The 23,119-nt window shown below is 61.2% G+C and carries 25 protein-coding genes; 15 read left to right on the forward strand and 10 right to left on the reverse strand.

The features are described 5' to 3' along the window. Positions 1-100: 100 nt before the first annotated feature. Both ACS5RD_RS00730 and dapE read right to left on the reverse strand, forming a co-directional pair. Positions 101-523, reverse strand: coding sequence for a GNAT family N-acetyltransferase (locus ACS5RD_RS00730; protein ID WP_489929565.1), 423 nt, complete (start codon positions 521-523; stop codon positions 101-103). Continuing rightward, positions 520-1,674 carry a succinyl-diaminopimelate desuccinylase gene (gene dapE, locus ACS5RD_RS00735; RefSeq protein WP_489929566.1) on the reverse strand — a complete coding sequence of 385 codons (1,155 nt, stop codon included), beginning with the start codon at positions 1,672-1,674 and terminating at the stop codon, positions 520-522. The genes ACS5RD_RS00730 and dapE overlap by 4 nt, the downstream gene beginning before the upstream one ends. 229 nt (positions 1,675-1,903) lie before the next feature. On the opposite strand from dapE, the gene ACS5RD_RS00740 reads away from it, so the two are divergent. Next, positions 1,904-2,983: a Hint domain-containing protein gene (locus tag ACS5RD_RS00740; protein WP_489929567.1), complete on the forward strand. Its 1,080-nt coding sequence runs from the start codon at positions 1,904-1,906 to the stop codon at positions 2,981-2,983. A gap of 457 nt (positions 2,984-3,440) precedes the next feature. Here ACS5RD_RS00740 and ACS5RD_RS00745 read toward each other — a convergent pair whose 3' ends face one another. The 4 genes from ACS5RD_RS00745 to ACS5RD_RS00760 form a co-directional block, all read right to left on the reverse strand. Then, the gene (locus ACS5RD_RS00745; protein ID WP_054008362.1) at positions 3,441-3,761 is read right to left on the reverse strand and encodes a DUF8846 family protein; all 321 of its coding nucleotides are present in this window, start codon (positions 3,759-3,761) and stop codon (positions 3,441-3,443) included. Between the two features lie 6 nt (positions 3,762-3,767). Then, positions 3,768-4,595 carry a 2,3,4,5-tetrahydropyridine-2,6-dicarboxylate N-succinyltransferase gene (dapD, locus tag ACS5RD_RS00750; RefSeq protein ID WP_054008363.1) on the reverse strand — a complete coding sequence of 276 codons (828 nt, stop codon included), beginning with the start codon at positions 4,593-4,595 and terminating at the stop codon, positions 3,768-3,770. A gap of 220 nt (positions 4,596-4,815) precedes the next feature. Beyond that, positions 4,816-6,987, reverse strand: a complete 2,172-nt coding sequence (locus tag ACS5RD_RS00755) for an esterase-like activity of phytase family protein (protein ID WP_489929568.1) — start codon at positions 6,985-6,987, stop codon at positions 4,816-4,818. Between the two features lie 99 nt (positions 6,988-7,086). Continuing rightward, positions 7,087-8,079: an AraC family transcriptional regulator gene (locus ACS5RD_RS00760; protein WP_489929569.1), complete on the reverse strand. Its 993-nt coding sequence runs from the start codon at positions 8,077-8,079 to the stop codon at positions 7,087-7,089. A gap of 171 nt (positions 8,080-8,250) precedes the next feature. Here ACS5RD_RS00760 and ACS5RD_RS00765 point away from each other — a divergent pair, with 171 nt between their 5' ends. The 3 genes from ACS5RD_RS00765 to ACS5RD_RS00775 are packed head-to-tail and all read left to right on the forward strand — an operon-like array spanning position 8,251 to position 10,795. Beyond that, entirely contained in the window at positions 8,251-9,015 is a 765-nt protein-coding gene (locus ACS5RD_RS00765; RefSeq protein ID WP_489929570.1) for an SDR family oxidoreductase, read from the forward strand. A gap of 45 nt (positions 9,016-9,060) precedes the next feature. Beyond that, entirely contained in the window at positions 9,061-10,293 is a 1,233-nt protein-coding gene (locus ACS5RD_RS00770) for a styrene monooxygenase/indole monooxygenase family protein (RefSeq protein WP_489929571.1), read from the forward strand. A 1-nt stretch (position 10,294) separates the two neighbouring features. After that, positions 10,295-10,795 (forward strand): flavin reductase family protein, encoded by a 501-nt coding sequence (locus ACS5RD_RS00775; protein WP_489929572.1) that lies wholly within the window; start codon positions 10,295-10,297, stop codon positions 10,793-10,795. Here the strand turns inward: ACS5RD_RS00775 and ACS5RD_RS00780 are convergent. Further along, entirely contained in the window at positions 10,792-11,358 is a 567-nt protein-coding gene (locus tag ACS5RD_RS00780; RefSeq protein WP_489929573.1) for a winged helix DNA-binding protein, read from the reverse strand. The genes ACS5RD_RS00775 and ACS5RD_RS00780 overlap by 4 nt on opposite strands. Before the next feature lie 135 nt (positions 11,359-11,493). Here ACS5RD_RS00780 and ACS5RD_RS00785 point away from each other — a divergent pair, with 135 nt between their 5' ends. The 5 genes from ACS5RD_RS00785 (at position 11,494) to ACS5RD_RS00805 (ending at position 15,996) form a co-directional block, all read left to right on the forward strand. After that, positions 11,494-12,585: an LLM class flavin-dependent oxidoreductase gene (locus tag ACS5RD_RS00785; protein ID WP_489929574.1), complete on the forward strand. Its 1,092-nt coding sequence runs from the start codon at positions 11,494-11,496 to the stop codon at positions 12,583-12,585. A 66-nt stretch (positions 12,586-12,651) separates the two neighbouring features. Continuing rightward, on the forward strand, positions 12,652-13,143 hold the full coding sequence (locus tag ACS5RD_RS00790; RefSeq protein WP_489929575.1) for a flavin reductase family protein: 492 nt from the start codon (positions 12,652-12,654) through the stop codon (positions 13,141-13,143). A 145-nt stretch (positions 13,144-13,288) separates the two neighbouring features. After that, positions 13,289-14,044 (forward strand): SDR family oxidoreductase, encoded by a 756-nt coding sequence (locus ACS5RD_RS00795; RefSeq protein ID WP_489929576.1) that lies wholly within the window; start codon positions 13,289-13,291, stop codon positions 14,042-14,044. A gap of 239 nt (positions 14,045-14,283) precedes the next feature. After that, the gene (locus tag ACS5RD_RS00800; RefSeq protein ID WP_489929577.1) at positions 14,284-15,102 is read left to right on the forward strand and encodes an LOG family protein; all 819 of its coding nucleotides are present in this window, start codon (positions 14,284-14,286) and stop codon (positions 15,100-15,102) included. A gap of 408 nt (positions 15,103-15,510) precedes the next feature. After that, entirely contained in the window at positions 15,511-15,996 is a 486-nt protein-coding gene (locus ACS5RD_RS00805) for a hypothetical protein (RefSeq protein WP_489929578.1), read from the forward strand. A gap of 143 nt (positions 15,997-16,139) precedes the next feature. Here the strand turns inward: ACS5RD_RS00805 and ACS5RD_RS00810 are convergent, their stop codons facing one another. Then, complete coding sequence (locus ACS5RD_RS00810) at positions 16,140-16,787, reverse strand: carbonic anhydrase (protein ID WP_054008372.1); 648 nt, start codon at positions 16,785-16,787, stop codon at positions 16,140-16,142. 135 nt (positions 16,788-16,922) lie between these two features. Between ACS5RD_RS00810 and ACS5RD_RS00815 the strand changes: the two genes are divergently transcribed. The 3 genes from ACS5RD_RS00815 to ACS5RD_RS00825 all read left to right on the forward strand — a co-directional run bounded on the left by ACS5RD_RS00815 (position 16,923) and on the right by ACS5RD_RS00825 (position 19,616). Then, positions 16,923-17,315 carry a hypothetical protein gene (locus tag ACS5RD_RS00815; protein WP_489929579.1) on the forward strand — a complete coding sequence of 131 codons (393 nt, stop codon included), beginning with the start codon at positions 16,923-16,925 and terminating at the stop codon, positions 17,313-17,315. Positions 17,316-17,419: 104 nt separating this feature from the next. Beyond that, complete coding sequence (locus ACS5RD_RS00820) at positions 17,420-18,796, forward strand: leucyl aminopeptidase family protein (protein WP_489929580.1); 1,377 nt, start codon at positions 17,420-17,422, stop codon at positions 18,794-18,796. Between the two features lies 1 nt (position 18,797). Then, entirely contained in the window at positions 18,798-19,616 is an 819-nt protein-coding gene (locus tag ACS5RD_RS00825; protein ID WP_054008374.1) for a C40 family peptidase, read from the forward strand. Positions 19,617-19,636: 20 nt separating this feature from the next. Here the strand turns inward: ACS5RD_RS00825 and ACS5RD_RS00830 are convergent, their stop codons facing one another. Together ACS5RD_RS00830 and ACS5RD_RS00835 are read right to left on the reverse strand one after the other, a co-directional pair. Further along, positions 19,637-19,984, reverse strand: coding sequence for a DUF2794 domain-containing protein (locus tag ACS5RD_RS00830; RefSeq protein ID WP_054008375.1), 348 nt, complete (start codon positions 19,982-19,984; stop codon positions 19,637-19,639). A 308-nt stretch (positions 19,985-20,292) separates the two neighbouring features. Next, a complete protein-coding gene (locus ACS5RD_RS00835; RefSeq protein WP_489929581.1) occupies positions 20,293-21,285 on the reverse strand; it encodes an asparaginase in 993 nt (330 codons plus the stop codon). Between the two features lie 191 nt (positions 21,286-21,476). Here ACS5RD_RS00835 and ACS5RD_RS00840 point away from each other — a divergent pair, with 191 nt between their 5' ends. The 3 genes from ACS5RD_RS00840 to ACS5RD_RS00850 all read left to right on the forward strand — a co-directional run bounded on the left by ACS5RD_RS00840 (position 21,477) and on the right by ACS5RD_RS00850 (position 23,077). Then, positions 21,477-21,998, forward strand: a complete 522-nt coding sequence (locus ACS5RD_RS00840) for an invasion associated locus B family protein (RefSeq protein WP_489929582.1) — start codon at positions 21,477-21,479, stop codon at positions 21,996-21,998. A gap of 166 nt (positions 21,999-22,164) precedes the next feature. Continuing rightward, a complete protein-coding gene (locus tag ACS5RD_RS00845) occupies positions 22,165-22,458 on the forward strand; it encodes a hypothetical protein (RefSeq protein WP_489929583.1) in 294 nt (97 codons plus the stop codon). Between the two features lie 136 nt (positions 22,459-22,594). Next, the gene (locus ACS5RD_RS00850; RefSeq protein ID WP_489929584.1) at positions 22,595-23,077 is read left to right on the forward strand and encodes a 6,7-dimethyl-8-ribityllumazine synthase; all 483 of its coding nucleotides are present in this window, start codon (positions 22,595-22,597) and stop codon (positions 23,075-23,077) included. Positions 23,078-23,119 lie beyond the last annotated feature (42 nt).

Here is a 23,119-nt window from a genome sequence, read left to right on the forward strand (position 1 = left end):
CGAAAAGTTAAGATATGGGGAAAATGTGGTCCTGCCGACCTCTGCGGCGCGGCCATAGCACTGATGCGGTAGCCCAAAAGGCCCGCCGCATCAGCGCGCTTCAAAGCGCCATCACCATATCGCGATGATCAATCCCGGCATCGTCATAAACCGGGCCAAACGCCTGAAACCCCAAGCCTTCATAAAACCCAAGCGCATGCATCTGCGCGCCGAGTTTGACTTGCATCACCCCCGGTACTTCGCGAAACCGCGCCACCGCCGCCTTAATCAAAGCCGCACCAATCCCGCTGCCGCGCGCCTGTTGCAAAACACAAACCCGGCCAATCTTGCCGACCTCGCTCTGCACTAACAACCGGGCCGAGCCCACCGCCTCACCCCCGACCAAAGCCAACAGATGCAGCGCGACCTCATCGAGATCATCCACCTCATCAGCCTCTGAAACACCCTGCTCCTCGATGAACACCACCCGCCGCAGCTTCCGGCACAGCGCAATATCCCGAGTCTCAACAATCTCCAAAGTCACGCGAAATAGTCCCGCAGCACCCGCGTATAAATCGCCTTCAAGGCATGGATCTGCGCCACTTCGACCCGCTCATCGACCTGATGCATGGTCTTGCCGACCAGCCCAAACTCCACCACCGGGCAGTGATCCTTCACAAACCGCGCGTCGGAAGTCCCCCCCGAAGTCGAATATTCCGGCACCCGCCCGGTTTCCGCCTGCACCGCCTTCGCAACCAGTACCGAAAACTCCCCCGGTGGCGTCAGAAAGCTTTCGCCCGACACTGTCACCCGCAAAGCAATCTCCACCCCGGTCGCAACCTGAACGGCATCCGCATGGCCCTGCAACCACGCCGTCAAAGACGCCCCCGAATGGCTGTCATTAAACCGGATATTCACCGTAGCCGTCCCCCGCGCAGGGATCACATTCGTCGCCTTATTGCCGCAATCCATCGTGGTGATCGCCAAGGTCGAGGCGTCAAAATGCGCCGTGCCTTGATCCAAAGGCTCCGCCTCCAACCGCGCCATCAACGCCACCAAAGCACTCATCGGGTTCTTCGCCCGATGCGGATAGGCGGAATGGCCCTGCACCCCCACGGCGGTAAAGTAACAGGTCATCGAACCGCGCCGCCCGATCTTCATCATCTCGCCCATCTCATTCGGGCAGGTCGGCTCGCCCACCAGACAATGCGTCATCCGCTCGCCGTTCAACGCCATCCAGTCCAGCAAAGCCACCGTGCCATCCAGCGCATCAGCCTCCTCATCCCCAGTAATCGCCAAAATCACCGCCCCATCCGGCGGCGTCTGCCGCACGAAATCCACCGCCGCCGCCGCAAAAGCCGCGACGCCCGACTTCATATCGGTCGCCCCCCGGCCATACATCCAGCCGTCCACCACCGCCGCGCCAAACGGGTCTTGCGTCCAAGCCGCCAGATCGCCCACCGGCACCACATCGGTATGGCCATTAAACCCAAACGACTTGTTCGCTCCCGCCACGCCCCAGCGCGCGTACAAATTGCAAATCCCGCCGCGATCCACCCGCGTGCAGGCAAACCCCGCCGCTTCCAGAACTCCCGCCAGCAGCACCAACGCGCCGCCCTCATCCGGCGTGACCGAGGCACAACGGATCAGATCAGCGGTCAGTTTTTCCGGATCGAGTGCAAGATGTGCAGCCATGACGATAGCCTTTTTGCTGATAAAACATGTGCCTCTGGGATACCGCCTTGGCCAAACCAATGCAACGCCCGCCCAATCTGTGACTCTCGCGCCACCATCGCGCCCGCCCTCAGCCGCAACTGCACATTGCCGTAGTCCCGCGCCGCATCCTGCCCTACCTTAACGGCAATACCATGCGCTGGGGCCAACGAGCCCCCGAAGTAACAGCGCCATGGCAACCGAGGCAAAGATGACAGCGGGCTACTTGCGCACCCCCGACCAAAGCCCCAAATCTCCCGATATCCTCGGGCCAATCGGGGATGCGCTGATGACGGACAGCTTCCACCAAGGCTGGGTCGCGCTGTCGGATCGCGGTCTGCTTACTCCCGCGACGCCCGACGCCATGCTGCACCAAGGCCTGTTCGTGATGGAACTCGCCCTGCCGCTGCAAAACGCCAGCCTCTTGCTGGATCACCAATCCAACACCGGCTGGCCGCGCACCTTTGCGATCTTTCACGATCCGGCCACCGGCATCGTCATCCTACACCGCCAAGGCAAAGATGTCGCCCGCCATGTCCTGCCCGGCCCCTTGCCACAAGGCAAAGGCACCGCCCGGCTGTCGTTTCATTTCAACGCCCCGGCCCGGTACTGGAGCCTATCCTTTGAACTCCTCGGCACCGACCCGCCTGTGGCCATCACCGCCGAGGGCCAAAACCCGCTGCCAATTCCGCTGTCCGATCTGCAAACCCTCTGCACCCGTGCCCGCCCCTCTGGCCCGGTGCTGTGGTTCGGCCTGACCGAAGGCGCAGCCCCGCCCGGAGCCGCACCCTGGATCGGCCTGCGCACCCCGGTGGAAACCAGCCTCGGCCCGGTGCTCGCAGGTCATCTGAAACCCGGCGACATCGTCATCACCGAAGACGGCCCCATCCCACTTCTCGCCGCCCAGCGCCTCGCTTTGCCCGCCCGCGGCAGCTTCGCCCCGGTGCTGCTGCGCGCGCCGTTCTTTGGCCAAACCCAAGATCTGCTGGTCTCTGCCGATCAACTGCTGGCGATCTCTGGCCCCGAGGTCGAATATATCTTCGGCACCGACGCCGTCCTCATGCCCGCCGGAGCCTTGGTCGATGGCCGCACCGCCCTTTCGGATCAACGCCGCGCCATCACCGGATCGGTCGCATTAGACCTCGGCACCCCGGCCCTCATCGAATCCAACGGCTGCCTCTTGGCCATCGGCCAAGACCAAACCTGCGACCTGCCGCTGCGCTGCCTGCAAACCTACGAGGTGCTCACTCTGATGACGCTGCTCGGTCGCACCCCGCGCCGCGCCGCGTAAACTCCCTAAAGCTTATCTAAAATTATCATCCTCTGCGCGCAAATATCTCACTGGGGTCTGGGGGTGTGAAAACCCCAGCGGCCAGCCCATCGCGCAACTTCAGCCAAACATCATCCGGCACCCGGTAGCCGCGCGCTATATTTTAACAGCTGACAGCTGGGGACGATAGAAAAGCAGCAGACCTTTTTCGTTTCGAACTTCGACACTGTCCGTGTTGTCCGCGATGCTTTGGCTGACTCCGTGCTGTTTGTCCCTGCGCTTGCAGGATAAAATCCGGGGGGTTCTTTTCAAAAGAATCCGATACGGCATCACGACCTCCCCAAATTTCGTGGCAGTACCTAAAAAAGCCACAAAAATGCGGCTGCAATATGGCGAGCATTGGAATGTCGGCCCAAAATCTACCAGTGCCGCCCCCGCAACCGCACCGAAAAACCACTTAAGTCATTGATTTTATGTATCAGTCAAAGAACGGCGTCATCTGCGCCACAACCACCGAATTCTCCGCCAAAGCCCGCGCCATCAGATCGCGTTCCTCAGCATCAATCTCATCGCCAGCCGCCAGACGCTCCTCCAGCGTGCCGTAACCGGACACATCCAGCGGTGCCAGATCCGCCTGCTTCAAGATCGCCACGGTTTCGCGCACCGCCTCGGCCTCGTCGACGCCCGAGGCATAGATCAGCAAAGCCGCCCCGGTCGCCTTATCCGGCAAGCCATCGCCCGGCTTGCGCCCCACTTCCACCGTCAAGGTATAAACCTGCTGTTTGCTGCCCTCTGACATCGGCCTTCAGTCCCTCAGCAATTCGTTGATCGAGGTCTTGCTGCGGGTCTTCGCATCGACCTTTTTCACGATCACCGCGCAATAGAGGTTGATCCCATTCTTCGACGGCATCGACCCCGCCACCACGACCGAACCGGCAGGCACTTCGCCATACATCACCGCCCCGGTTTCGCGATCGACGATCTTGGTCGATTGGCCGATAAACACGCCCATGCCCAGAACCGAGCCTTCGCGGATGATGCAGCCCTCAACCACCTCAGACCGAGCCCCAATAAAGCAGTTGTCCTCGATGATCGTCGGCCCCGCCTGCATCGGCTCCAACACGCCGCCAATGCCGACGCCGCCCGACAGATGCACATTCTTGCCGATCTGCGCACACGAGCCAACCGTGGCCCAGCCATCCACCATCGCGCCCTCATCAACATAAGCGCCGATGTTCACGAACGACGGCATCAGCACCACGCCCTTGGCGATATAGGCCGAGCGGCGCACGATAGACCCCGGAACTGCCCGGAACCCCGCCTTGCGCCAATCCGCCTCGGTCCAGCCCTGAAACTTCGACGGCACCTTGTCCCACCAGTTCGAGCCGCCATTGCCGCCCGAAATCTCAGACATATCGGTCAGCCGGAACGACAGCAGCACCGCCTTTTTCGCCCATTGGTTGACATGCCAATCGCCATTGCCGCGCTTTTCCGCCACCCGCAATGCACCACTGTCCAGCGCCGTTAACGTGGCTTCAATCGCATCGCGCGCTTCGCCCTTGGTGGTGGTCGAGATCGTGTCCCGCGCCTCCCAAGCAGCCTCAATCGCAGTCTCCAACGCGGCATAGCTCATGGCAATCTCCTCAAAGCTTTGCAGCCCTATAACGACGCAGACCTTGCCATGCAATCGCATCAGGTACGGTAGGGTGGGTGCAACCCACCGCTGGTTCAGATTTGGCGCAACGTTCAAAACCAATCGCCGCCCCTCAAATATTAAGGTACGGCGATGATCCTAACCTGCAAACAGACCCACTCGCGTCCGACGCCCAAAGCCCCCGACGCAAGCGCCCTGCTTACTTCACTTCCCCAATCGACCAGAACAGCGTCTCACCCGAGCTGTCATCGACGCCGTCATTGTCCGTCACCACCCAGCCATTGCCTGCGGCGTCAATCGTAAAGCCTTCGACCTTATCGACAATATACCCCTTCAGCGCAGCCAGATCGGGCACTAAATCCCGCACCAGTTCCTTGCTGACCACCGGAAGCGTACCGCCCAATTCAACCGGAGCCAACTGGCTCACCGCCACCCGGTACAGCTTTTTGGTCACAGCATTGCCCGCGATCTGGTTGTCGCGCTCGATGATATAAGCCCAATCACCCTTCACGGTGATTTCCGACAACCCCATCCAAGCGCCTTCACTCGGGGCATCCAGTGGGTAGTGCACTGCACCCCAGGTTTCTTCCTTGGTATTATAAGCCAGCAGCTTGACCATGCCTTTCGGATCGTCCTTCCACTCGCGCTGCACCGCCATCCACAGCGTGTCGCCCACCACAGTGATGCCCTCAATGCCATAGCGAGTCTCATTGGCCAGCAGGCTTTCCGGCAGACCAATCTCCTGATCAATCGCGCCTTCTGCATCGACATGATAAATCGCATGCGGCACCAAACGGTCGCTGCGGCCTTCCGACGCCAGCCAGAACCCGCCCTCGCCATCCGCAGCAATGCCTTCCAGATCCAACTTCTGCGCCGCATCGCCGCCGCGCGTCACCACCATCGCGCCGGTGATCTTCGCCGGGGTCTTCGTGGCATCAATGCTGAAAATCGTCGGTGCCGCCGCGTAAACGCTGTCGGACACCGCATAAAGCTTGCCCGCCTCTTTCGGATCAGCCGTCAGACCCGAAAGCGCGCCCCAACCGATCAGATTTTCACTGCCCGCCGAGGTGATCATCGGATAGGCCGCAGGCCCTTCCGCCAGTTGGTAAAGCATCACATGCGCCGGGGCCAAACCATCCTCGCGCAGGTCAACCTCATTCGCCGACACGAGCAAATTGCGCTGCGGAATGGCCACCATGCCCTCAGGCGAAACCCCCGCCGGCAACACCTGCTTCAGCACAGGAGCCTTAGGGTCCGTCAGATCATACACCCCAATCACCGAAGCCCGCTCCGAGGCCACAAACGCCATCGGTGTCTCGCCAAAGGTAACAATCTCGACCGATTCCAACTCAACCCCCTTGGTTTTGCTGCGATGCTCCGGGTAATGCCCGATCTCAGCAATAGCCCGCTCCAAGCTGGCACCGCTTTCATAAACCACCGAGCCATCGCGGTTGAAAATCGTCCAGCTGCGCGACCCACCCTTGTAGTCGCCCTCATTCGCCACCGCGAAGTGATCGGCATCCACCCACTTCACCCCATCCGGCTCGCGCAAGGCACCCTCACGCTTGGCCGTAAAATCCAGCTTGCCATCGCGCTTGGTATCAATGCCGTCCAGATCAACCGCCCCGGCGCTGAAATGCCCCGAAACCTTGCCATCCGCGCCGATCAAAACGATCTCGTTGTTCTCCTGCATGGTCAGAACAATCTCACCCGCCGCGTTGATGTCCAGAAACTCCGGCTCAGGATCATCGCCCGCCACACCCGCAAGCCCAGTGACCTCAATCTTCTGCAACCCGGCGCAATCCACCACGCCCGCCTTCACCGGCAGCTTCACCACATAACCCGCCGGCATCTGCGGCAGCTCACCGTCGTTCACATCCTCATCGCGCTCATTCTCTATCGCAATCGCCAGAAACGAGCCATCCTTCGCCGCCGCCACCGAATCCGGCTGCCCGCCCAATTCGCATTCCGCCACCACAGTCTTGGTCGCCAGATCGACGCTGACCAGCTTGCCCGAGGTGTTGACGAAATCCTTCGACGTATTCACCGCCGCAAACGCCGTCCCGCCGATGATTTTCGCCGTGGTCGGCTCGCCACCCATCGCAATATTGCCCAAAGGCTTCGGCGCTGCCGGGTCCGTAATGTCGATCAACCCGATCACCCCCAGCGGGCTGTCGGTATACACCAAAGTCATGCCATCTTCCGAAGCCGAAATGATCTCGGCACTGGTCGCCCGCGCCAAATCCTCGCCCGCCGCCATGTTCAACGGCGTGGCAAAGCTGGCAATACGGTTGAAGCTAGGCTCGGCCAACGCAGGCAGAGCCGCGCAAATCGCCAGAGCAGAGGTCAGGCCAGAGATCGGAAAACGCATCGAGAGCATCCTTGGTCAGATAAAATCAGACCCAGCCATGCCCTGCCCGGATGAAACATAGACGACGCGGTCATGACAGTTTTGCTACGCAGCACCGCGTCAGTCCTGATACCCCTCGCCCCGCGCCGCCCGCAACGTATCGCGCGGCGACAGGCCAAACCGCGCCCGATACATCTCGGCAAACCGTCCGAAATGCGCGAACCCCCAGCGCAACGCCACCTCTGTCACCGACCCCGCCCCCGCCACCAGATCGGCATGCGCATGTGCCAGACGCTGATCACGCCAGAACCCCAGCGGAGTCGTGCCGCGATGCTGCCGAAACGCCAGTTGCAACGCGCGCGGGCTGATCCCGGCCTCGGCGGCAATCGCTTCCACCGTCAACGGCTGATCCAGATGCGCTGCGATATAGCACTCTGCCAGCCGCAAATGCCGGGGCCGGGGTGCCGCCCGCCGCCGCCCCAGATGCGCCGCGTGATCGTGGCGATGCGCCTCCAGCAGACCCGACAGCAACGACGCCTCCACCGCCCGCCCCATCAACCCCGCCCCGATGGGTGAGCGCCCCGCATCAGCCTCCGCCACCAGAAACAACACCATCCGCCGCAACGCCGCCCCCGCGCCGCTGCGCAAATCAAACCCGCCCGAAAACGTCAAAGGCCGCAAAGCCGGCGCGCCCAACTGCGCCGAAAGATGATCCTGCATCGCCTGACGGTCGATCTGGATCAGCACCTGCCGCGTGCCTTCCGCCCAGATCATCGTGGTGGGCAGATGCGGGTTCAACACCGCCGCCACCTCGGGCGAGGAATAATACCGATCCGCCCCATGCGAGATCATCGCGCCACCGGACAGCGGGATCTGCACCAGATAAAACCGCTCCAGCTCGCCCGGCGCGATCAGCGTCTTGGCACCATATTGGATGTAATTCAGGCTTAACCGCTCACCCGGCAAATGGTGCTGGCGGGCATCCACCACCCCCTTGCCGATGCGGTCCAACCGATGCGGACAAAACACCGCCGCCACCCGCGCGCGGGCTTCGTCAAGGTCATGCGTGTGAAACAAAGCATGGCCTTCCAGCGGGGCGGCAACCTGCAGCATCGGCCTCATTCTCAGCAAACCAAGGCCAAAGCCTACCATGCTTTGCCGCCCCGCCAGCAAATTCCTGCAATTTGATGACGATTTTTTCGTTTTGTGGATAGTCGCCCCGTTCCCCGGATAGCGCCGCGCCCGACACAGATCGAAGCTGACCCATCAGCAAAGGGGGCGATCATGCGCGGACTAGCAGGCAAAGTGGCGATTGTGCCGGGCGGCAGCACCAAGATCGGCCAAGCCGTGGTCGCAGCCTTCCGCGCCGCCGATGTGCGGGTGATGGTGGCCGACATCGCTCCCGCCCCCGAAGCCGAAGGCGTGGCCTTCCAGCCCTGCGATCTGCGCGACGATGCCCAGATTACAGCCCTCGTTGCCGCCACCAAAGCCAAATTTGGCCGCATCGACTTTTTGGTCAACGTCGCCTGTTCCTATCTCGACAACGGGCTTGCCACCACCCGCGCCGATTGGCTGACCGCCCTCGATATCAATATCATAGGTTCAGTGATGCTGATGCAGGCGGCCCAAGCCGACCTCGCCGCCAACAAGGGGGCCATTGTCAATTTCGGCTCGATTTCCTCCCGCGTGGCACAGACCGGGCGCTGGGTTTATCCGGTGTCGAAAGCCGCCATTCTGCAACTGACCCGCAGTCAGGCAATGGATCTGGCCCCGCAGGGCATCCGCGTCAACGCGGTGTCGCCCGGTTGGACGTGGAGCAATATCATGGATCAGCTGACCCACGGCAACCGCGCCAAAACCGATGCTGTCGCCGCCCCCTTCCACATGCTGGGCCGCGTCGCTGACCCCGAAGAAGTCGCCGCCGCTGTGCTGTTCCTCTGCTCGGACGAGGCCAGCTTCATCACCGGCACCGATATTTGCGTCGATGGCGGCTATACCGCGATGGGGCCAGAACAGGCCGTGCCCGCGATCCCAAAGCTGATGGAATGAACGCCCCACGGGCGCGAACCGAAAACCAATTCAAAGGGGCTAGACATGCGTAAATTCACCATCATCGGCGGCGGTCAATCCGGGCTTCAACTGGGCATCGGCTTGCTGCAAGCGGGCCATCAGGTGCGCGTCGTGCAAAACCGCACCGCGGAAGACGTGGCCCAAGGAAAGGTCCTGTCCAGCCAGTGCATGTTCTCCAACGCCGTGCAGCATGAACGCGATCTGGGCATTGATTTCTGGTCCACCGATTGCCCCCCGGTTCAGGGCATCAACTTCATCGTGCCAAACCCCGATGGCTCTGGCACCAAGCTGATCGACTGGGCCGCCCGGCTGGATCAGAATGCCTATTCCGTCGATCAACGGGTGAAAATCCCGCGCTGGATGGCCGAATTCAGCCGCCTCGGTGGTCAAATGGTGATCACCGACGCAGGCATTGCCGAGATTGAAACCTACGCCCGCCAGGACGATCTGGTGATCATCGCCTCAGGCAAGGGCGATGTCGGGCGGCTGTTCACCCGTGACGTTGAAAAATCCCCCTTCGACAAACCAATGCGCGCTTTGGCCCTGACCTATGTGACAGGCATGACGCCCCGGCAGCCCTATTCGGCGGTCGAATTCAACCTGATCCCCGGCGTCGGCGAATACTTCGTGTTCCCCGCCCTGACCACCACCGGCCCCTGTGAGATCATGGTGATGGAAGGCATCCCCGGCGGCCCGATGGATTGCTGGGCCGATGTAAAGACCCCCGCGCAGCATCTGGACACCGCACTGAACATCCTGAAAACCTTCCTGCCGTGGGAATATGAACGCTCCAAAACCTGCCAACTCACCGACGACAACGGCATCCTGTCAGGCCGCTTCGCCCCCACAGTGCGCCACCCGGTCGCCACCCTGCCCTCGGGCCGCAAGGTTCTCGGCCTCGGCGATGCGGTCTGCCTGAACGATCCGATCACCGGGCAGGGCTCCAACAACGCCGCCAAAGCCGCCGCGATTTATCTCAACCGCATCCTGAACCACGGAGACCGCCCCTTCGATGCAGCGTGGATGCAGGCGACCTTCGATCAGTTCTGGGATTACGCGCAATGGGTGGTCGGCTGGACCAACATGCTGCTGCAACCGCCGCCGCCCTTCATCCTCGACATCATGGGCAACGCCCAAGCCCTGCCGGAACTCGCCTCTCGCATGGCCAACGGCTTTGACGATCCGCGCGATTTCTTCCCGTGGTTCGCCGATCCCGACGCCGCCGCCAGCTATCTGGCCGAGTTGAAAGCCGCCTGAGATGAGCGTGATCGACACCCAATCCTTCCGCGCCGCGATGGCCCGCTTTCCCGGCGCCGTCACCATCGTCACCGCCCGCGCAGGCCCCGGCCCCGAAGCCCGGCGCGGCATCACCGCCACCGCCGTCTGTTCGGTCACCGCCGATCCGCCCAGCCTGTTGGTCTGCCTCAACCGCCAGACCGGCACCTGCGCCGCCGTCGCCGCCAGCGGCCGCTTCAACGTCAATCTGCTGTCCGGAGACGGCGGCCCGCTCGCCTTGCATTTTGCAGGCGCGGGCGGCGTAACCGGAGCCGACAAATTCGCCACCGGCAACTGGTGTGACGACCCAGACGGAACCCCGATCCTCACCGACGCCGCCCTCACCTTCTGCTGCACCGTCAGCGAAATCCTGCAAGCCGGATCGCACAGCATCTTCATCGGCCAAATCACCAGCCTCAGCCTCGGCGCAGGCACCGCCCTGATCTACGCCCAAAGCGCCTTCCACCGCCTCGCCCCAATCTAAGCCCGCCGATGCGTCGCGGCCACCCTAGCGACCTCCTCATAGATCCCGGTCAGCACGTTCAACACCCGCGCCGCTTCAGCCAACCGGGTTGAGAACCCCGGCAAATTCCCCAACTCCGCCAACAACAACCGCCGCCGCAGCGCGCCGTAATCATCCGTCACCCGCCGCCCCTCGCCCGTCACCTCGTAACTCACCCCCGACCGCCCCGCGCCCTTGCGCACCACCAGCGCCGCCCCAATCAACTTGCGCAGCGAATACTGGATGTTCGGCACATCATCGCGGTTGGTCATCCGCGCCAGATCCTTGATGCTTTTCGGGCGGTCATGCATCCGAATGATGTGCAAAAGCGCGTTCTCTGGCCCCGAGGCCGGCATCTCGCACACCCCCGCCAGACATTCCGATTGCCAGCGCCCGAATCCCTCAAACGCCCGCATCAGCGCGAATTCCAACTCGGTGACCTCAACCTCAACTGCCGTGTCCGCCAAATGCCAGCGGTAATCCAGCGCCTGCGCATTCGGCGGGCCACCCGTATCATTTTGAGTTTGAACCTTTTTTCCCACCATCGCCTCACCCCTCACCTCCCCCGCATCCTCATCCGCCAAACCCATTGACGCAATGCGAATTTACGATAGACTTTCAATCATAAAATATAACCTAAAATCATCCTGCCCCATAATCATCCTGACAGGGAGTCCACAATGACCACCAACCCGATGCTCTCGGGCGATCGCTTTCGCTTGGGCACGTTTTCGACCAACTGTTCCTCCGGCATGACCCCCACCAAAATCGCCGAGCGTTGGGACAATTCCTGGGACAACAACCTCACCCTTGCCAAAATGCTGGATGACGCTGGCATCGACTTCATGCTGCCCATCGCCCGCTGGATCGGCTACGGCGGGGAGACGGACTTTCACGGCAACGTGCTGGAAACCATGACTTGGGCCGCTGGCCTGCTGGCCGCCACCAAAAACATCGCCGTTTTCGCCACCATCCACACCGCCGCCAACCACCCCGCCGTGGTCGCCAAGCAAATCGCCACCATCGACCAGATCGGCCATGGCCGCGCGGGCCTCAACATCGTCGCGGGCTGGAACAAACCCGAATACGAAGCCCTTGGCCTCACCCTGCCCGATGATCACGAAACCCGCTACGCCTATGCGCAGGAATGGTTCGATCTGGTGCGCAAACTCTGGTCTTCGAAAGAGCATTTCGACTGGAACGGCAAATATTTCAAAGCCAAGCAAATCAAGGGCGATCCCGCCCCGACCCGTGGCTCGGTGCCGATCATCAACGCCGCAGGCTCACCGCAAGGCCGCAACTTTGCCACCGACAACGCCGATTTCCTGTTCACCCCGGCGATTGATCTCTCGCGCTCGGTCGGTGAAATCGCTGATCTGAAGGCGCAAGCCAAGGCCAAAGGCCGCAAGATCGACGTGCTGACCTTCAGCCATGTGATCTGCCGCCCCTCGCGCGATGAAGCCGAAGCCTTCCTGCACCACACCGCCGTCGCCAATACCGACACCGCCGCCGTGGATAATCTGGTCAATCTGCAATTCGCCCACGCCCAAAGCTTCCCGCATGATCTGCTGGCCCAGATCAAACACCTGTTCGCCATGGGTCACGGCGGCTTCCCCCTCGTCGGCACCCCGGATGATGTGGCCGAAGGCATCCTGAAACTGCACGCCACCGGATTTGCCGGCACGACGCTTTCCTTTGTGGATTATGTCAAGGAATTCCCCTATTTCCGCGACAACGTGCTGCCAAAACTGCAAGAGGCGGGCATCCGCTGACGGCTTGGGCCGCTGATCCCTTGCGGCACCGCCCCAACGCGGTGCCGCCCAAACCGCGAGTGCTCAATGTCCGAACCCACGCCCAAGCACTTCCGCGACGCCATGCGCGCCTTTGTCGGCAACTGTAGCCTGATCACCACCGGGCAAGCCGAGGCCGCCACCGGTCTGATCGTCACCTCCGCCATTTCCCTTTCCGCCGAACCGCCGCTGCTGCTGGCCTGCGTCAACCGCAGCTCGTCAAGTTGGCCCGTGCTGAAAGAAACCGGCAGCTTCGGCTGGTCCGGCCTTGGGGCCGCCCATCAGGGCGTCGCCGAACGCTTCTCCGGCTTCAACGGCACCAAGGGCCTCGCGCGCTATGACGGTGCCGAATGGGAAACCGCCGTAACGGGCGTCCGCCTGCTGAAAGGTGCGCCCACCGCCTTCGATTGCAGCATCGAAGAAATGATCGACCGTGGCACCCATTCCATCCTGATCGGCCGCGTCCAAGCCATCCTCACCAACCCCGGCGCGGGCGCTTTGATCTACTGGAACGGCGGCTATCGCGCGCTTGCCGACTGATCCAAACGCCGCTCCGGACCACAATCAACGTCCGACCCGTTTCCTGCGCATTCTCGATCCCCTGCGCCACAACCGCAAGATACGGGTCGCTGCACGAAACCCTCACCACCTAAGTCCCCGTCATGCAAAACGGAAAGACATGACCATGGACCTCAACAACAAAACCATCCTGATCACCGGCGCAAGCAGCGGCATCGGTGCCGCCGCCGCCCTGCTATTCGCAGCGGAGGGCGCGCAACTGGTGCTCGGCGCACGCCGCCAACCCGAGTTGCAGCGGCTTGTCGACCAGATCACCGAAAGCGGCGGCAAAGCCATCTGCCTCGCAGGCGATGTCACGGATGAGACCTACGCCACAGCGCTGGTAGACCTCGCCGAAAGCCATTTCGGCGGCCTCGACGGCGCGTTCAACAACGCGGGAATCATCGGCGATATGGTTCCCCTGCCCGCCATGGCCACCGAGAACTGGCACAACGTCCTCGCCACCAACCTCAGCAGCGCCTTCTTCTGCGCCAAAGCCCAACTCCCCGCGCTCGCCAAACGCGGCGGCGGATCGCTGGTGTTCACCGGATCCTTCGTCGGCTTTAGCAACGGCGGATTGCCCGGCATGGCCGCCTATGCAGCGTCGAAAGCCGGGCTGATCGGCCTGGTGCAATCCTTGGCGGCTGATCATGCCGCCGAAGCCATCCGCATCAACGCCATCCTCCCCGGCGGCACCAAAACTGCTTTGGCAGGCGACGACCCTGGCACCCATGATTTTATCGCCAACCTGCACCCGATGAAGCGCATGGCCACCCCGACCGAGATCGCGCAAGTCGCCCTGTTCCTGCTGTCAGATCGCGCCAGCTTCGTGACAGGCGCAGCCCTTGCCGTAGACGGCGGTATGGCCGTGCGCTTGCTGTAATTTCCCGCGCAAAACCCCTGATCGTTGGCCGCAAACCCGGCCGACGATCGCTCAAAGCGATCCCCATCCAGCCAAGCCCTTCGCCCGAAATCGTTAATTTTCTGTTAAAAAAATCGCAACCATCTGAATATTCTATACTTTCAAACGGTCCCAACTCGGGACCACCCCCACCGCACCCTTCCAAACCCTCCCAAAACCCGCTACCCCTAGCCTCAACACGCCCCAATCAAGGCCACCCGATGACCGAAGAAACCCGCCCCCACCCATTCCGAGACTCCGTCCAAGACGTGGCCGCCACCAACCGCCTGCCCGACACCCCGCAAACCCGCTCCCCCGCCTACCGCCTCGCTTTCAACGACCCCGACTTCCTGACAAGGGAAGACCTCCGTCCCGTCCGCCTGCAGTTGGAACTGCTGAAACCCCAACTGATCCTAGACGAGATGGGCATCACATCCACCGTCGTCCTGTTCGGCGGCGCCCGCATCCCTGATCCCGCGCACAAATCCACCGCGAAAACCCCGATGCTGGCGGATCTCACCAAATACTATACCGAAGCCCGCACCTTCGCCCGGATGATCACGGAAAGAAGCCTGCAAACATACGGCCATGAAAACGTGATCTGCACCGGGGGCGGGCCGGGGGTGATGGAGGCGGGGAACCGGGGCGCCGATGATGCAGGCGGGCAGTCGATTGGCCTGAACATCGTGCTGCCGCACGAGCAGGCCCCGAACCAATATGTGACGCCGGAATTGTCCTTCAACTTCCACTATTTCGCGATCCGAAAGATGCATTTCCTGATGCGGGCGCGGGCGATTTGTGTGTTTCCGGGCGGCTTTGGTACGCTGGATGAGATGTTTGAAAGCCTGACCTTGATTCAAACCGGCCGGATGAAACCGATCCCGTTTCTGTTGTTTGGCCGCAGCTTTTGGGAGCGGTTGATTGACTGGAATATGCTGGCCGAGGCGGGGGTGATCTCGGCTGCGGATTTGGGGCTGTTTCAGTTTGTTGAGACGGCTGAGGAGGCGGTGGCAGCGATGGATGGCTGGGGCAAGGAATAGGGTGTGTCCACGCGTGGACATGATAGCCGTTCTATACTTTTCAATGGCTTAACATGGCCTTGTTAATGGGTTTTTAAGACTTATCCATCCCCGCCAAGCCGAGTGCCGCTTTTGCGACTTGATCGCCACACAGGGCAGCGCCTGACAGCCGGGTGGGCGCGGCAACCGTTGTTCTAGGCACTTTATGCCTTAGCCCATTCCCCAGATGTTCCAAGCGAGACTGCACAAAAGCGCCCGCCCGAGCGGGCGGTCGGGCGCTGCCCGGCGGCGCCAAAGCGCCTTGATTCCGGGCGGGGGCTTTGCTTGGAAGGTTTGGGAGCATAGCCTTGGGCAACTGATCAAAATGCGAAAAAGGCAGACATCCTCGTAGGCGTAATATGGGTTCGGACTGTAAAAAATGTGCCCTCCATGGGCGATTGCCCACCAGTTGAGAAACTACTTGCCCTCAACAAAGCTTTGCCGCACAAATACTGCTCTGCTTATGGTCTCGACACAATTAATTGCAGTGCAAAGGTATCATACAAGATGGATTTTGATTTTATTGAGAGCAAACAGATTGGTGGCGATTGGTCTCAGGAATTTATGGTTGTCAGAAGAAAAGTAATTTACCTTCGCGTTGTGGGTGATGGCAAAAACTACCGTGTGATGACTGCAACTGCCGGTGAGCAAGGCTATCGCATCTGCCGTGAAACAGAGCGTCTCTGGGATGCTGCTATCCAGCTTGCAAGATCTTACAATTGCAAGGAAGATATCGACAATGATAGCAAAGGGCGCCGATACATCATGCCATTCAAGGTGGTGCAGGATGAAGGTGAATCAGATAAAAATTTCACTGTAGAGTTCGAGGGGTATATTAGTGAATTCTTTAACATATACGACAATCGAACAGCTTAAGCCGTTTACTGAGCTCGTAGGATTCTGAGCGAAAAAACCGCAGCTTGACCCAAATGTTCTCAACGCCTGCCGAATTGGCTGTGTCCTAAAAACCAACTCGATACATCTCAAAGATGTTGGCGATTTTTGCGTTTTGCACCCCCTCAAACCGGAACAAACCCGCCCTTTGCCGGATCAAACTGCTGCAACTCACCCTCGCCGGTATCGGTCCACAACCCGTGCAGGGTCAGGCGGTCATCCTCGACGGCGGCTTTGATGAAGGGGAAGGTCATCAGGTTTTCCAGCGACACCAGCACCGCCTCACGCTCCAAAGCGGGTTGTTGCAACTCGGGGGGCAGGCCCGCAATGCGCTGATAGCCGGGGCGCAGGATGTCCATCCAGCGGCCGACGAAGCTGGTTTTCTCTAGCAGTTCAGGGGCATGGCCGGAGCACATATCAAGGCAGCCCTTGACGCCGCCACAGTTGGAATGGCCGAGCACCACGATATGAGCAACGCCAAGACTCATCACCGCATATTCGACGGTGGCCGAGGTACCGTGATACTCACCATCGGGGTTATGCGGGGGGACAAGACCCGCGATATTGCGGTGGATGAAGAATTCGCCTTCGTCCGCGCCGAAGATTGAGGTGACATGCACGCGGCTGTCACAGCAGGAAATCACCATAGCGCGCGGGTGTTGGCCGCTAGCGGCAAGCCTACGATACCAAGCCTTATTGTCTTGATATGTCGTGGCTTTCCAGCCCTGAAACCGTTGCACCAGATAGTTTGGCAGCGCGCGAATGTGGTTCATGGTGATCCTTCTCGGCTTGGCTCTTGCCCGTCATTATGCTGCAATCGCAGAAAATTCGAGGGATTTCTTTGGCGGGCAGCAACGATTTCTTCAGCACAACGGCGCAAGGTGGGCGTGGGTGTGTCGGAGGGTATGATGGAAAACGTGGTGGCTTTGCAGCCAAAGGAACGGGTGCGGCAGGATGCCGAACCGATTGCGACGATTTATCGGAATTTGGGCACCTCTGGCGCGGAGCAGGTGGTGGCACGGGCTTTGGGCGAATTGGCGCTGACCATGGCGGGCTTGGCGTCACAGGTGCGGGCGCATGAGATGGGCGATCTGACGCGGCAACTGCGGCGGTTGCAGCGGATGGCGGAGACTCTCGGGATGGTGTCTTTGGGGGTGGTGGCGGGGGATTTGCGCGCCTGTATGGAGCGCGCCGATACCACGGCGTTTGCTGCCGTTTGGGCGCGGCTGTTGCGGATCGCCGAGCGGTCCTTGGCCTCGGACAAGGCGCTGCTGGAGCAGTTGGATCAGACGCCGTTCTGAGGTTGGGCGCGGGTTTAGGCCGGGGCTTGCGGCGGCGGATGGAAGCGCTAGGGTTCGGGCAGGTTTGAGGCTATGGCCTCGGGCAGGTTATGAAGGATGCACCGATGGGTCCCGCTTTTGCTGATAATGCTGCTGCGTCGCGCCCGCTCTATGTGGTGGGGGCCGAGGGGCTGGCTGGGTTTCTGGCGGGGCAGGATGCGGCGGTGCGTGGGTGGCTGACGCATGCAGGGTTTGAGGCGGCCTTGGGCGATCTGCGGCTGGTCCCCGGTGCGCATGGCGTGGCTGCGGCGGTGATTGGGTTTGGCACTGCGAAGACCCACGCGCGGCAACGGTTTGCTTTGGCGAAGGCTGTAGGGTTGCCCGGCGGCGCTTGGCATCTGGTGGGCGATTTGACGCAAAGCCAGCGCGATGAGGCGGCTTTGGGCTGGCTTCTGGCGCAGTATCGCTTTGATCGCTATCGCAAGGCGAAGGTGGTGGAACCTGCTCGGTTGGTGCTGCCCAAGGGTTGCGATGGTGCGCGTCTGCTGGCGATGGCGGCGGGCGAATATCTGACTCGCGATCTGATCAACACGCCGGCGCAGGATATGGGGCCGGATGAGTTGGAGGCGGCGTTTGTGGCGCTGGCGGGGCGGTTCGGCGCACGGGCCAAGGTGGTGAAGGGCGCGGCGCTGCTGGAGCAGAATTTCCCGATGATCCATGCGGTGGGGCGGGCCTCGCCGCGGGAGCCTCGGTTGTTGGAGATGCATTGGGGGTCTGCGGGGCCAAGCCTGACTTTGGTCGGCAAGGGCGTGTGCTTTGACACCGGGGGTCTGAATATCAAGACGGCGGGCATGCTGCTGATGAAGAAGGATATGGGCGGGGCGGCGACGGTGATGGGACTGGCGCAGATGATCATGCAGCTGGGATTGGCCGTAAGGTTGCGGGTGATCGTGGCGGCGGTGGAGAATGTGATCGCGGGCAATGCATTGAAGCCGAAGGATATTTTGACATCGCGCAAGGGGCTGACGGTTGAGGTCAATGACACCGATGCCGAGGGCCGTCTGGTGCTGGGCGATGCTTTGGCGCTGGCTGTGGAAACCCCGACCGATGTGCTGATCTCAATGGCGACGCTGACCGGGGCGGCGCGCACCGCGCTTGGCCCCGATCTGGCACCCTATTACACCGATGATGTGGGAATGGCGGAGGCCTTGGAACAGGGCGCTAAAGACACCTTCGACCCGGTCTGGCGACTGCCATTCCACACGCCCTATGAGCATATCATCGAGCCTGGCATCGCTGATCTCGATAACGCGCCAGGCTGGGGGTTTGCGGGGTCGGTCACGGCAGCGCTATTCCTGCGACGCTTTGCCGATCATCCGCGCTATATGCATTTCGACATCTACGGCCATACGCCTGCCGATGCGCCTGCGCGGCCCAAGGGCGGCGTCGGTCAGGGTGCGCGGGCCATTCTTGCGGGGCTGCCCGCCATGTTGGGATTGTAAGATGGATCGTCGTTTAACCCCCGCCACCGCGCGCGTTGCCCATATCTCGCTGAAGGGGCTGGTGGACGCGCCGCACTTCACCGAAGGCGAGAAACGCCGTATCGCGATGCCACTGGCGGATCTGCTGCGAAGCCCCGGTGGCGCGCGGGATCGTCAGGTGCTGCTGGGCGAAGCCTTCACGGTGATCGACCACCAAGATGGCTATGCCTTTGGCTTTGCTGCCAAAGACGGCTATTGTGGCTGGCTGGCCGAGCAGGCCTTGGGCGAAAGCCCGAAGCCCACGCATTGGATCGCCACCCCCGGCACGCATCTATACCCCGAACCCCGCGTGCAAGCGCCCGAGATTGCAGCGCTGAGCATGGGGGCGCAGGTTGCGGTGATCGCACAGGGCGCGAAGTTCACCGAAACCAGCCAAGGCTTCATCCCGACGCCGCATCTGCTGCCGCTCGGCCAGTACCACAAAGACCCGATCAGTGTCGCCGAAGGCTTCCTTGGGGTGCCGTACCTTTGGGGCGGCAACTCCCGTGCCGGGATTGATTGCTCGGGGCTGGCGCAAATCGCCCTGCTGGCTTGCGGCATCAAAGCGCCGGGAGATTCCGATCTGCAGCAAAGCCTTGGCCATGAAGTACCTAAAGACGCCCCCCTGCAACGCGGCGATCTGCTTTTCTGGAAGGGTCATGTCGCGCTGGTTGTCGACTCTACGCGATTGATCCACGCGAATGGCAATACGATGTCAGTGGCTTATGAGGGCATCGACGCCTGCATCGCGCGGGTTTTGGCGGCAGAAGGCGCTCCGGTCAGCCACAGACGCAGACTGTAAGACCAATCCCCCGCCGTCGCTTACTCCACCGGCCGGATCAGCTTTTGCTCCAACACCCGCAAAACCCCTGCCAGATCATGACCCCGGCGCAGGATGAAGCCGTCCATGCCGACTACCGCATACATGCCTTGCTTGGCGCGCAGCTTGGGGCGCTTCTCAATCCGATAGAGCGGAAACTCAGCCGTGCGGCGGAACACCGAGAACACCGCCGCCTCGCGCAGAAACGACAAGCCGTAGTCGCGCCATTCGCCCGCCGCGACCATCTGGCCATAGAGCCGCAGTATCGCGCCAAGCTCGTGGCGATCAAAAGTAACCTGATCCGGCAGGGGCTCTGGCGTAGGAAAAGGGGTCGGCGTTTGCACCGTCATGGTGAAAGTTTACCCGAGGCCCGCCTCAAATCAACCCCTGCAAATCAAGCTCCACTCAACCCTAGCGAGAAAAGACCCATACATCTTGGGAACTCGCGCCCCGATTTTGCCGCGGGAATGCCCGTAAATGGTCCCGCCCGCTGCGCAATGCCGCCGCGTTCGGGCGGCATAAAGAACGGGCTACAGTGCAACGAAACCGGTGGAGCAGGTCTTTGCCCCCGCCCAGCTTGCTTCACCGGCGCTGTCGCAATGAAGGCCTCTACCGCAAGGTGGGGGCCTTTTCCGCGTTCGGTTAAAGCAAGATGGGGTTACAGAAACCCGGACGCCAGCCGCAACTCGCCCACCGTCAGACCGCGACAGTTGGTCTGCGGCGCAGGCAGCCGCTTTTGCGCCATCGGATGGGCGGCATCGAGCACGCCAAGCTGCGCCAAGATCGCCACCAAAGCGGCTTCCGAGGCGCGGGAATTGCCGTCCTCGATCTTCAGCGCGATGCCCAGTTTCTTCTCGGGGATGATGGCGACAAACACCGCTTCCGCCCCGGTCTTGATCGCCACACGCCCGCCCATCGCCCGCATCAACTCGGTGCAAGCCCGGCCCTCACCTGCGACCAGCTCTGGATGCGCCGCCATAGACCGCGTCAAGCGATGCATCGCCCGATCCCGTGTCGATCCGGCCTCGGCGGCAGAGGCGAATTTCGCCATACCTCTGGCCAAGCCCGCGACGGACATCGCGAAATTCGGCGCCGAGCAGCCGTCGATGCCGTAGCCTGCGCTGGCCTCCCCGGTGACCTCCTCGGTCGCCGCCTTGATCGCCTTTTGCAGCGGGTGGTCGAGTTCGACATATTCCGGTCCGGCTTTCAGGTGCCGGGTGGTGGTGAGAAAGCCCGAATGTTTGCCGGAACAGTTGTTGTGCAACTGGCAGGGGGCTTCATGGCCGATGATCAAGCGATCCCGCTCCGCCCGGTCATAGGGTTCGTGCGCGCCGCAACGCAGGTCAGGCTCGCCCAGACCCAGATCGGCCAACCAGCGGCTGGCCATGTTGACATGCAAGGCCGATCCCTGATGGCTGGCGCAAGACAACGCGATATGGGCGTCGGTCAGACCCGCCGCCTCTGCCGCGCCAGATTCCAGCAAAGGCAGCGCTTGCAGCATCTTGCAAGACGAGCGTGGAAAGATCACCCGGCCCGGATCGCCCCAAGCCTGCACCACTTCACCCTTCTCATCGCAGATCACCGCATGGCCGCGATGGGTGCTTTCCAGCAGCCCACCGCGCCAAAGTTCGACCATTTCTGCCGCTGCCATGTCATCCCCCGTCACATATGCGCGATTTTCTGCCCGTATCGCCCCGGCAGGGCTTTCATGGACCTGTGTTTTTCGGTTATGCATGGCATATCGAGTGAATGTGCCCCGCGCTACCGAAAAACCGCGCCTGAAGCGGAGTTGGGCGGGCAGAGGCAAAGCGGCTTGGAGGCTGACTAAAAATGACAAGCTGGATGACGCGTGCGCTAGGCGTGGCGATGATTTCCATGACAGGGTTTGCGGTACTGACCCCTGCGGCAATGGCGCAGGAATCCACCAATCGCGTCGCCACCATGACGGATTGGAGTGTTTTTGCCGACAAGAACCCCACCGAATGTTGGGGCGTATCCAGTCCGAAGGAAACCGTGAACACCAAAGACGGCAAGCCCGTCTCGGTGCGGCGCGGCGATATTTTGCTGTTCGTCACCTTTCGCCCCGGTGTGAATGGTGAGACCTCGTTCTCGGGCGGCTATCCGTTTGCGCCGGGTTCAACGGTGAAACTGGATGTCGATGGCACCGCGTTTGATCTGTTCTCGGATGGCGAATGGGCTTGGCCGGGAACCTCTGAGGATGATGCGGCGATTTTGGCCGCGCTGAAAAAGGGCACCACGGCGGTGTTGACGGCACATTCCGGCAAAGGCACCCAGACCAAAGACAGCTTCAGTCTGCGTGGCTTTACGGCGGCGATGGACGAAGCTGCCAAGCAGTGCAAATAAGCGCCTGATCCGACCGACCGTCAGGTCAATCGATGTTTTCGCAACCGGGGCTGTCCAGCCCCGGTTGTTTGCATTTGGCGTCGTTGTTCGCATTTTCGTGAGTTTGCTTGAATTTGTTCTCTTTATGTTCTATATTACCTTAACAGAACCAGCCCGAGGTGACGTTATGGAAGACACCACTTTTGCCATTGCTGCGACCGAACGGCAGCTGTCTTACGCGCGGTCTTTGGCGCAGCGCAATGGCGTCAATCTGCCGTGGGAGGTGCAGTTGGATCGCCGCAGCCTCAGCGCCTGGATCGACGCGCAGGCCAAGATGCGGCCGCTGGAAACCGATGGCCGGCCGACCTCGAAACAGGTGGCCTTTGCCGAGAAAATCGCGCGTTACAAACGCCGCGCAGTGCCGGATGAATGTTTTCGGGATCGTCAGTTGTTGTCGCGTTGGATCGACAGCAATCGGTAAGCGGCTGCGGTTAGCGCAATCAGGTCGGAAACGGCATGGAAACCGTGCCATTTTCTCTCTCTGAGTGCGATTTTTCAGAATATGCATCCATTGCCCCGCACTTGCGCCAAAGATATGCAGGGAGCAACTCTTTTGCATGGAATCTGCCGCAATGACCCAAGCCCTGAAGCCCGCCCGCATCGCCTTTATCAAAGCCCGTTGGCATGCCGAGATCGTCGACCAAGCCCACAAAGGCTTTGTCGCAGAGGCGGAAACCCTGCTGCCGGGTGCCAAGATTGATGCGTTTGAGGTGCCCGGCGCGTTTGAGATGCCCCTGGTTGCGAAAAAGCTGGCGCAGTCCGGGCGCTATGATGCGATTGTCGCGGCGGCCTTGGTGGTCGATGGTGGGATTTACCGGCATGATTTCGTCGCAGGTGCGGTGGTGACCGGGCTGATGAACGTGGGCCTTGAGACGGGCGTGCCGTGCTTTTCGGTTTCCCTCACCCCGCATAACTTCCAGCCAGTCGACAGTCTGATCGCCTATTACACAGCGCATTTCGTCAAGAAGGGCGCGGAGGCAGCTCATGCAGTGCAGCAGATTTTGGCATTGGATGCGCAGTTGGTGATGGTCAAAGCCTAAGGCTTCGGGCGGGGCGGCGGAGGATTTGCATTGCGTGGTTTC

This window comes from Cypionkella sp. PAMC25878, from assembly GCF_058135695.1.

What these genes read in the sequence shown, in the direction of transcription:
- dapE (WP_489929566.1), bottom strand. Translation starts at nt 1,674, where the DNA reads ATGGCTGCACATCTTGCACTCGATCCGGAAAAACTGACCGCTGATCTG.
- ACS5RD_RS00740 (WP_489929567.1), top strand. Translation starts at nt 1,904, where the DNA reads ATGACAGCGGGCTACTTGCGCACCCCCGACCAAAGCCCCAAATCTCCC.
- ACS5RD_RS00745 (WP_054008362.1), bottom strand. Translation starts at nt 3,761, where the DNA reads ATGTCAGAGGGCAGCAAACAGCAGGTTTATACCTTGACGGTGGAAGTG.
- dapD (WP_054008363.1), bottom strand. Translation starts at nt 4,595, where the DNA reads ATGAGCTATGCCGCGTTGGAGACTGCGATTGAGGCTGCTTGGGAGGCG.
- ACS5RD_RS00755 (WP_489929568.1), bottom strand. Translation starts at nt 6,987, where the DNA reads ATGCGTTTTCCGATCTCTGGCCTGACCTCTGCTCTGGCGATTTGCGCG.
- ACS5RD_RS00760 (WP_489929569.1), bottom strand. Translation starts at nt 8,079, where the DNA reads ATGCTGCAGGTTGCCGCCCCGCTGGAAGGCCATGCTTTGTTTCACACG.
- ACS5RD_RS00765 (WP_489929570.1), top strand. Translation starts at nt 8,251, where the DNA reads ATGCGCGGACTAGCAGGCAAAGTGGCGATTGTGCCGGGCGGCAGCACC.
- ACS5RD_RS00770 (WP_489929571.1), top strand. Translation starts at nt 9,061, where the DNA reads ATGCGTAAATTCACCATCATCGGCGGCGGTCAATCCGGGCTTCAACTG.
- ACS5RD_RS00775 (WP_489929572.1), top strand. Translation starts at nt 10,295, where the DNA reads ATGAGCGTGATCGACACCCAATCCTTCCGCGCCGCGATGGCCCGCTTT.
- ACS5RD_RS00780 (WP_489929573.1), bottom strand. Translation starts at nt 11,358, where the DNA reads ATGGTGGGAAAAAAGGTTCAAACTCAAAATGATACGGGTGGCCCGCCG.
- ACS5RD_RS00785 (WP_489929574.1), top strand. Translation starts at nt 11,494, where the DNA reads ATGACCACCAACCCGATGCTCTCGGGCGATCGCTTTCGCTTGGGCACG.
- ACS5RD_RS00790 (WP_489929575.1), top strand. Translation starts at nt 12,652, where the DNA reads ATGTCCGAACCCACGCCCAAGCACTTCCGCGACGCCATGCGCGCCTTT.
- ACS5RD_RS00795 (WP_489929576.1), top strand. Translation starts at nt 13,289, where the DNA reads ATGGACCTCAACAACAAAACCATCCTGATCACCGGCGCAAGCAGCGGC.
- ACS5RD_RS00800 (WP_489929577.1), top strand. Translation starts at nt 14,284, where the DNA reads ATGACCGAAGAAACCCGCCCCCACCCATTCCGAGACTCCGTCCAAGAC.
- ACS5RD_RS00805 (WP_489929578.1), top strand. Translation starts at nt 15,511, where the DNA reads ATGGGCGATTGCCCACCAGTTGAGAAACTACTTGCCCTCAACAAAGCT.
- ACS5RD_RS00810 (WP_054008372.1), bottom strand. Translation starts at nt 16,787, where the DNA reads ATGAACCACATTCGCGCGCTGCCAAACTATCTGGTGCAACGGTTTCAG.
- ACS5RD_RS00815 (WP_489929579.1), top strand. Translation starts at nt 16,923, where the DNA reads ATGGAAAACGTGGTGGCTTTGCAGCCAAAGGAACGGGTGCGGCAGGAT.
- ACS5RD_RS00820 (WP_489929580.1), top strand. Translation starts at nt 17,420, where the DNA reads ATGGGTCCCGCTTTTGCTGATAATGCTGCTGCGTCGCGCCCGCTCTAT.
- ACS5RD_RS00825 (WP_054008374.1), top strand. Translation starts at nt 18,798, where the DNA reads ATGGATCGTCGTTTAACCCCCGCCACCGCGCGCGTTGCCCATATCTCG.
- ACS5RD_RS00830 (WP_054008375.1), bottom strand. Translation starts at nt 19,984, where the DNA reads ATGACGGTGCAAACGCCGACCCCTTTTCCTACGCCAGAGCCCCTGCCG.
- ACS5RD_RS00835 (WP_489929581.1), bottom strand. Translation starts at nt 21,285, where the DNA reads ATGGCAGCGGCAGAAATGGTCGAACTTTGGCGCGGTGGGCTGCTGGAA.
- ACS5RD_RS00840 (WP_489929582.1), top strand. Translation starts at nt 21,477, where the DNA reads ATGACGCGTGCGCTAGGCGTGGCGATGATTTCCATGACAGGGTTTGCG.
- ACS5RD_RS00845 (WP_489929583.1), top strand. Translation starts at nt 22,165, where the DNA reads ATGGAAGACACCACTTTTGCCATTGCTGCGACCGAACGGCAGCTGTCT.
- ACS5RD_RS00850 (WP_489929584.1), top strand. Translation starts at nt 22,595, where the DNA reads ATGGAATCTGCCGCAATGACCCAAGCCCTGAAGCCCGCCCGCATCGCC.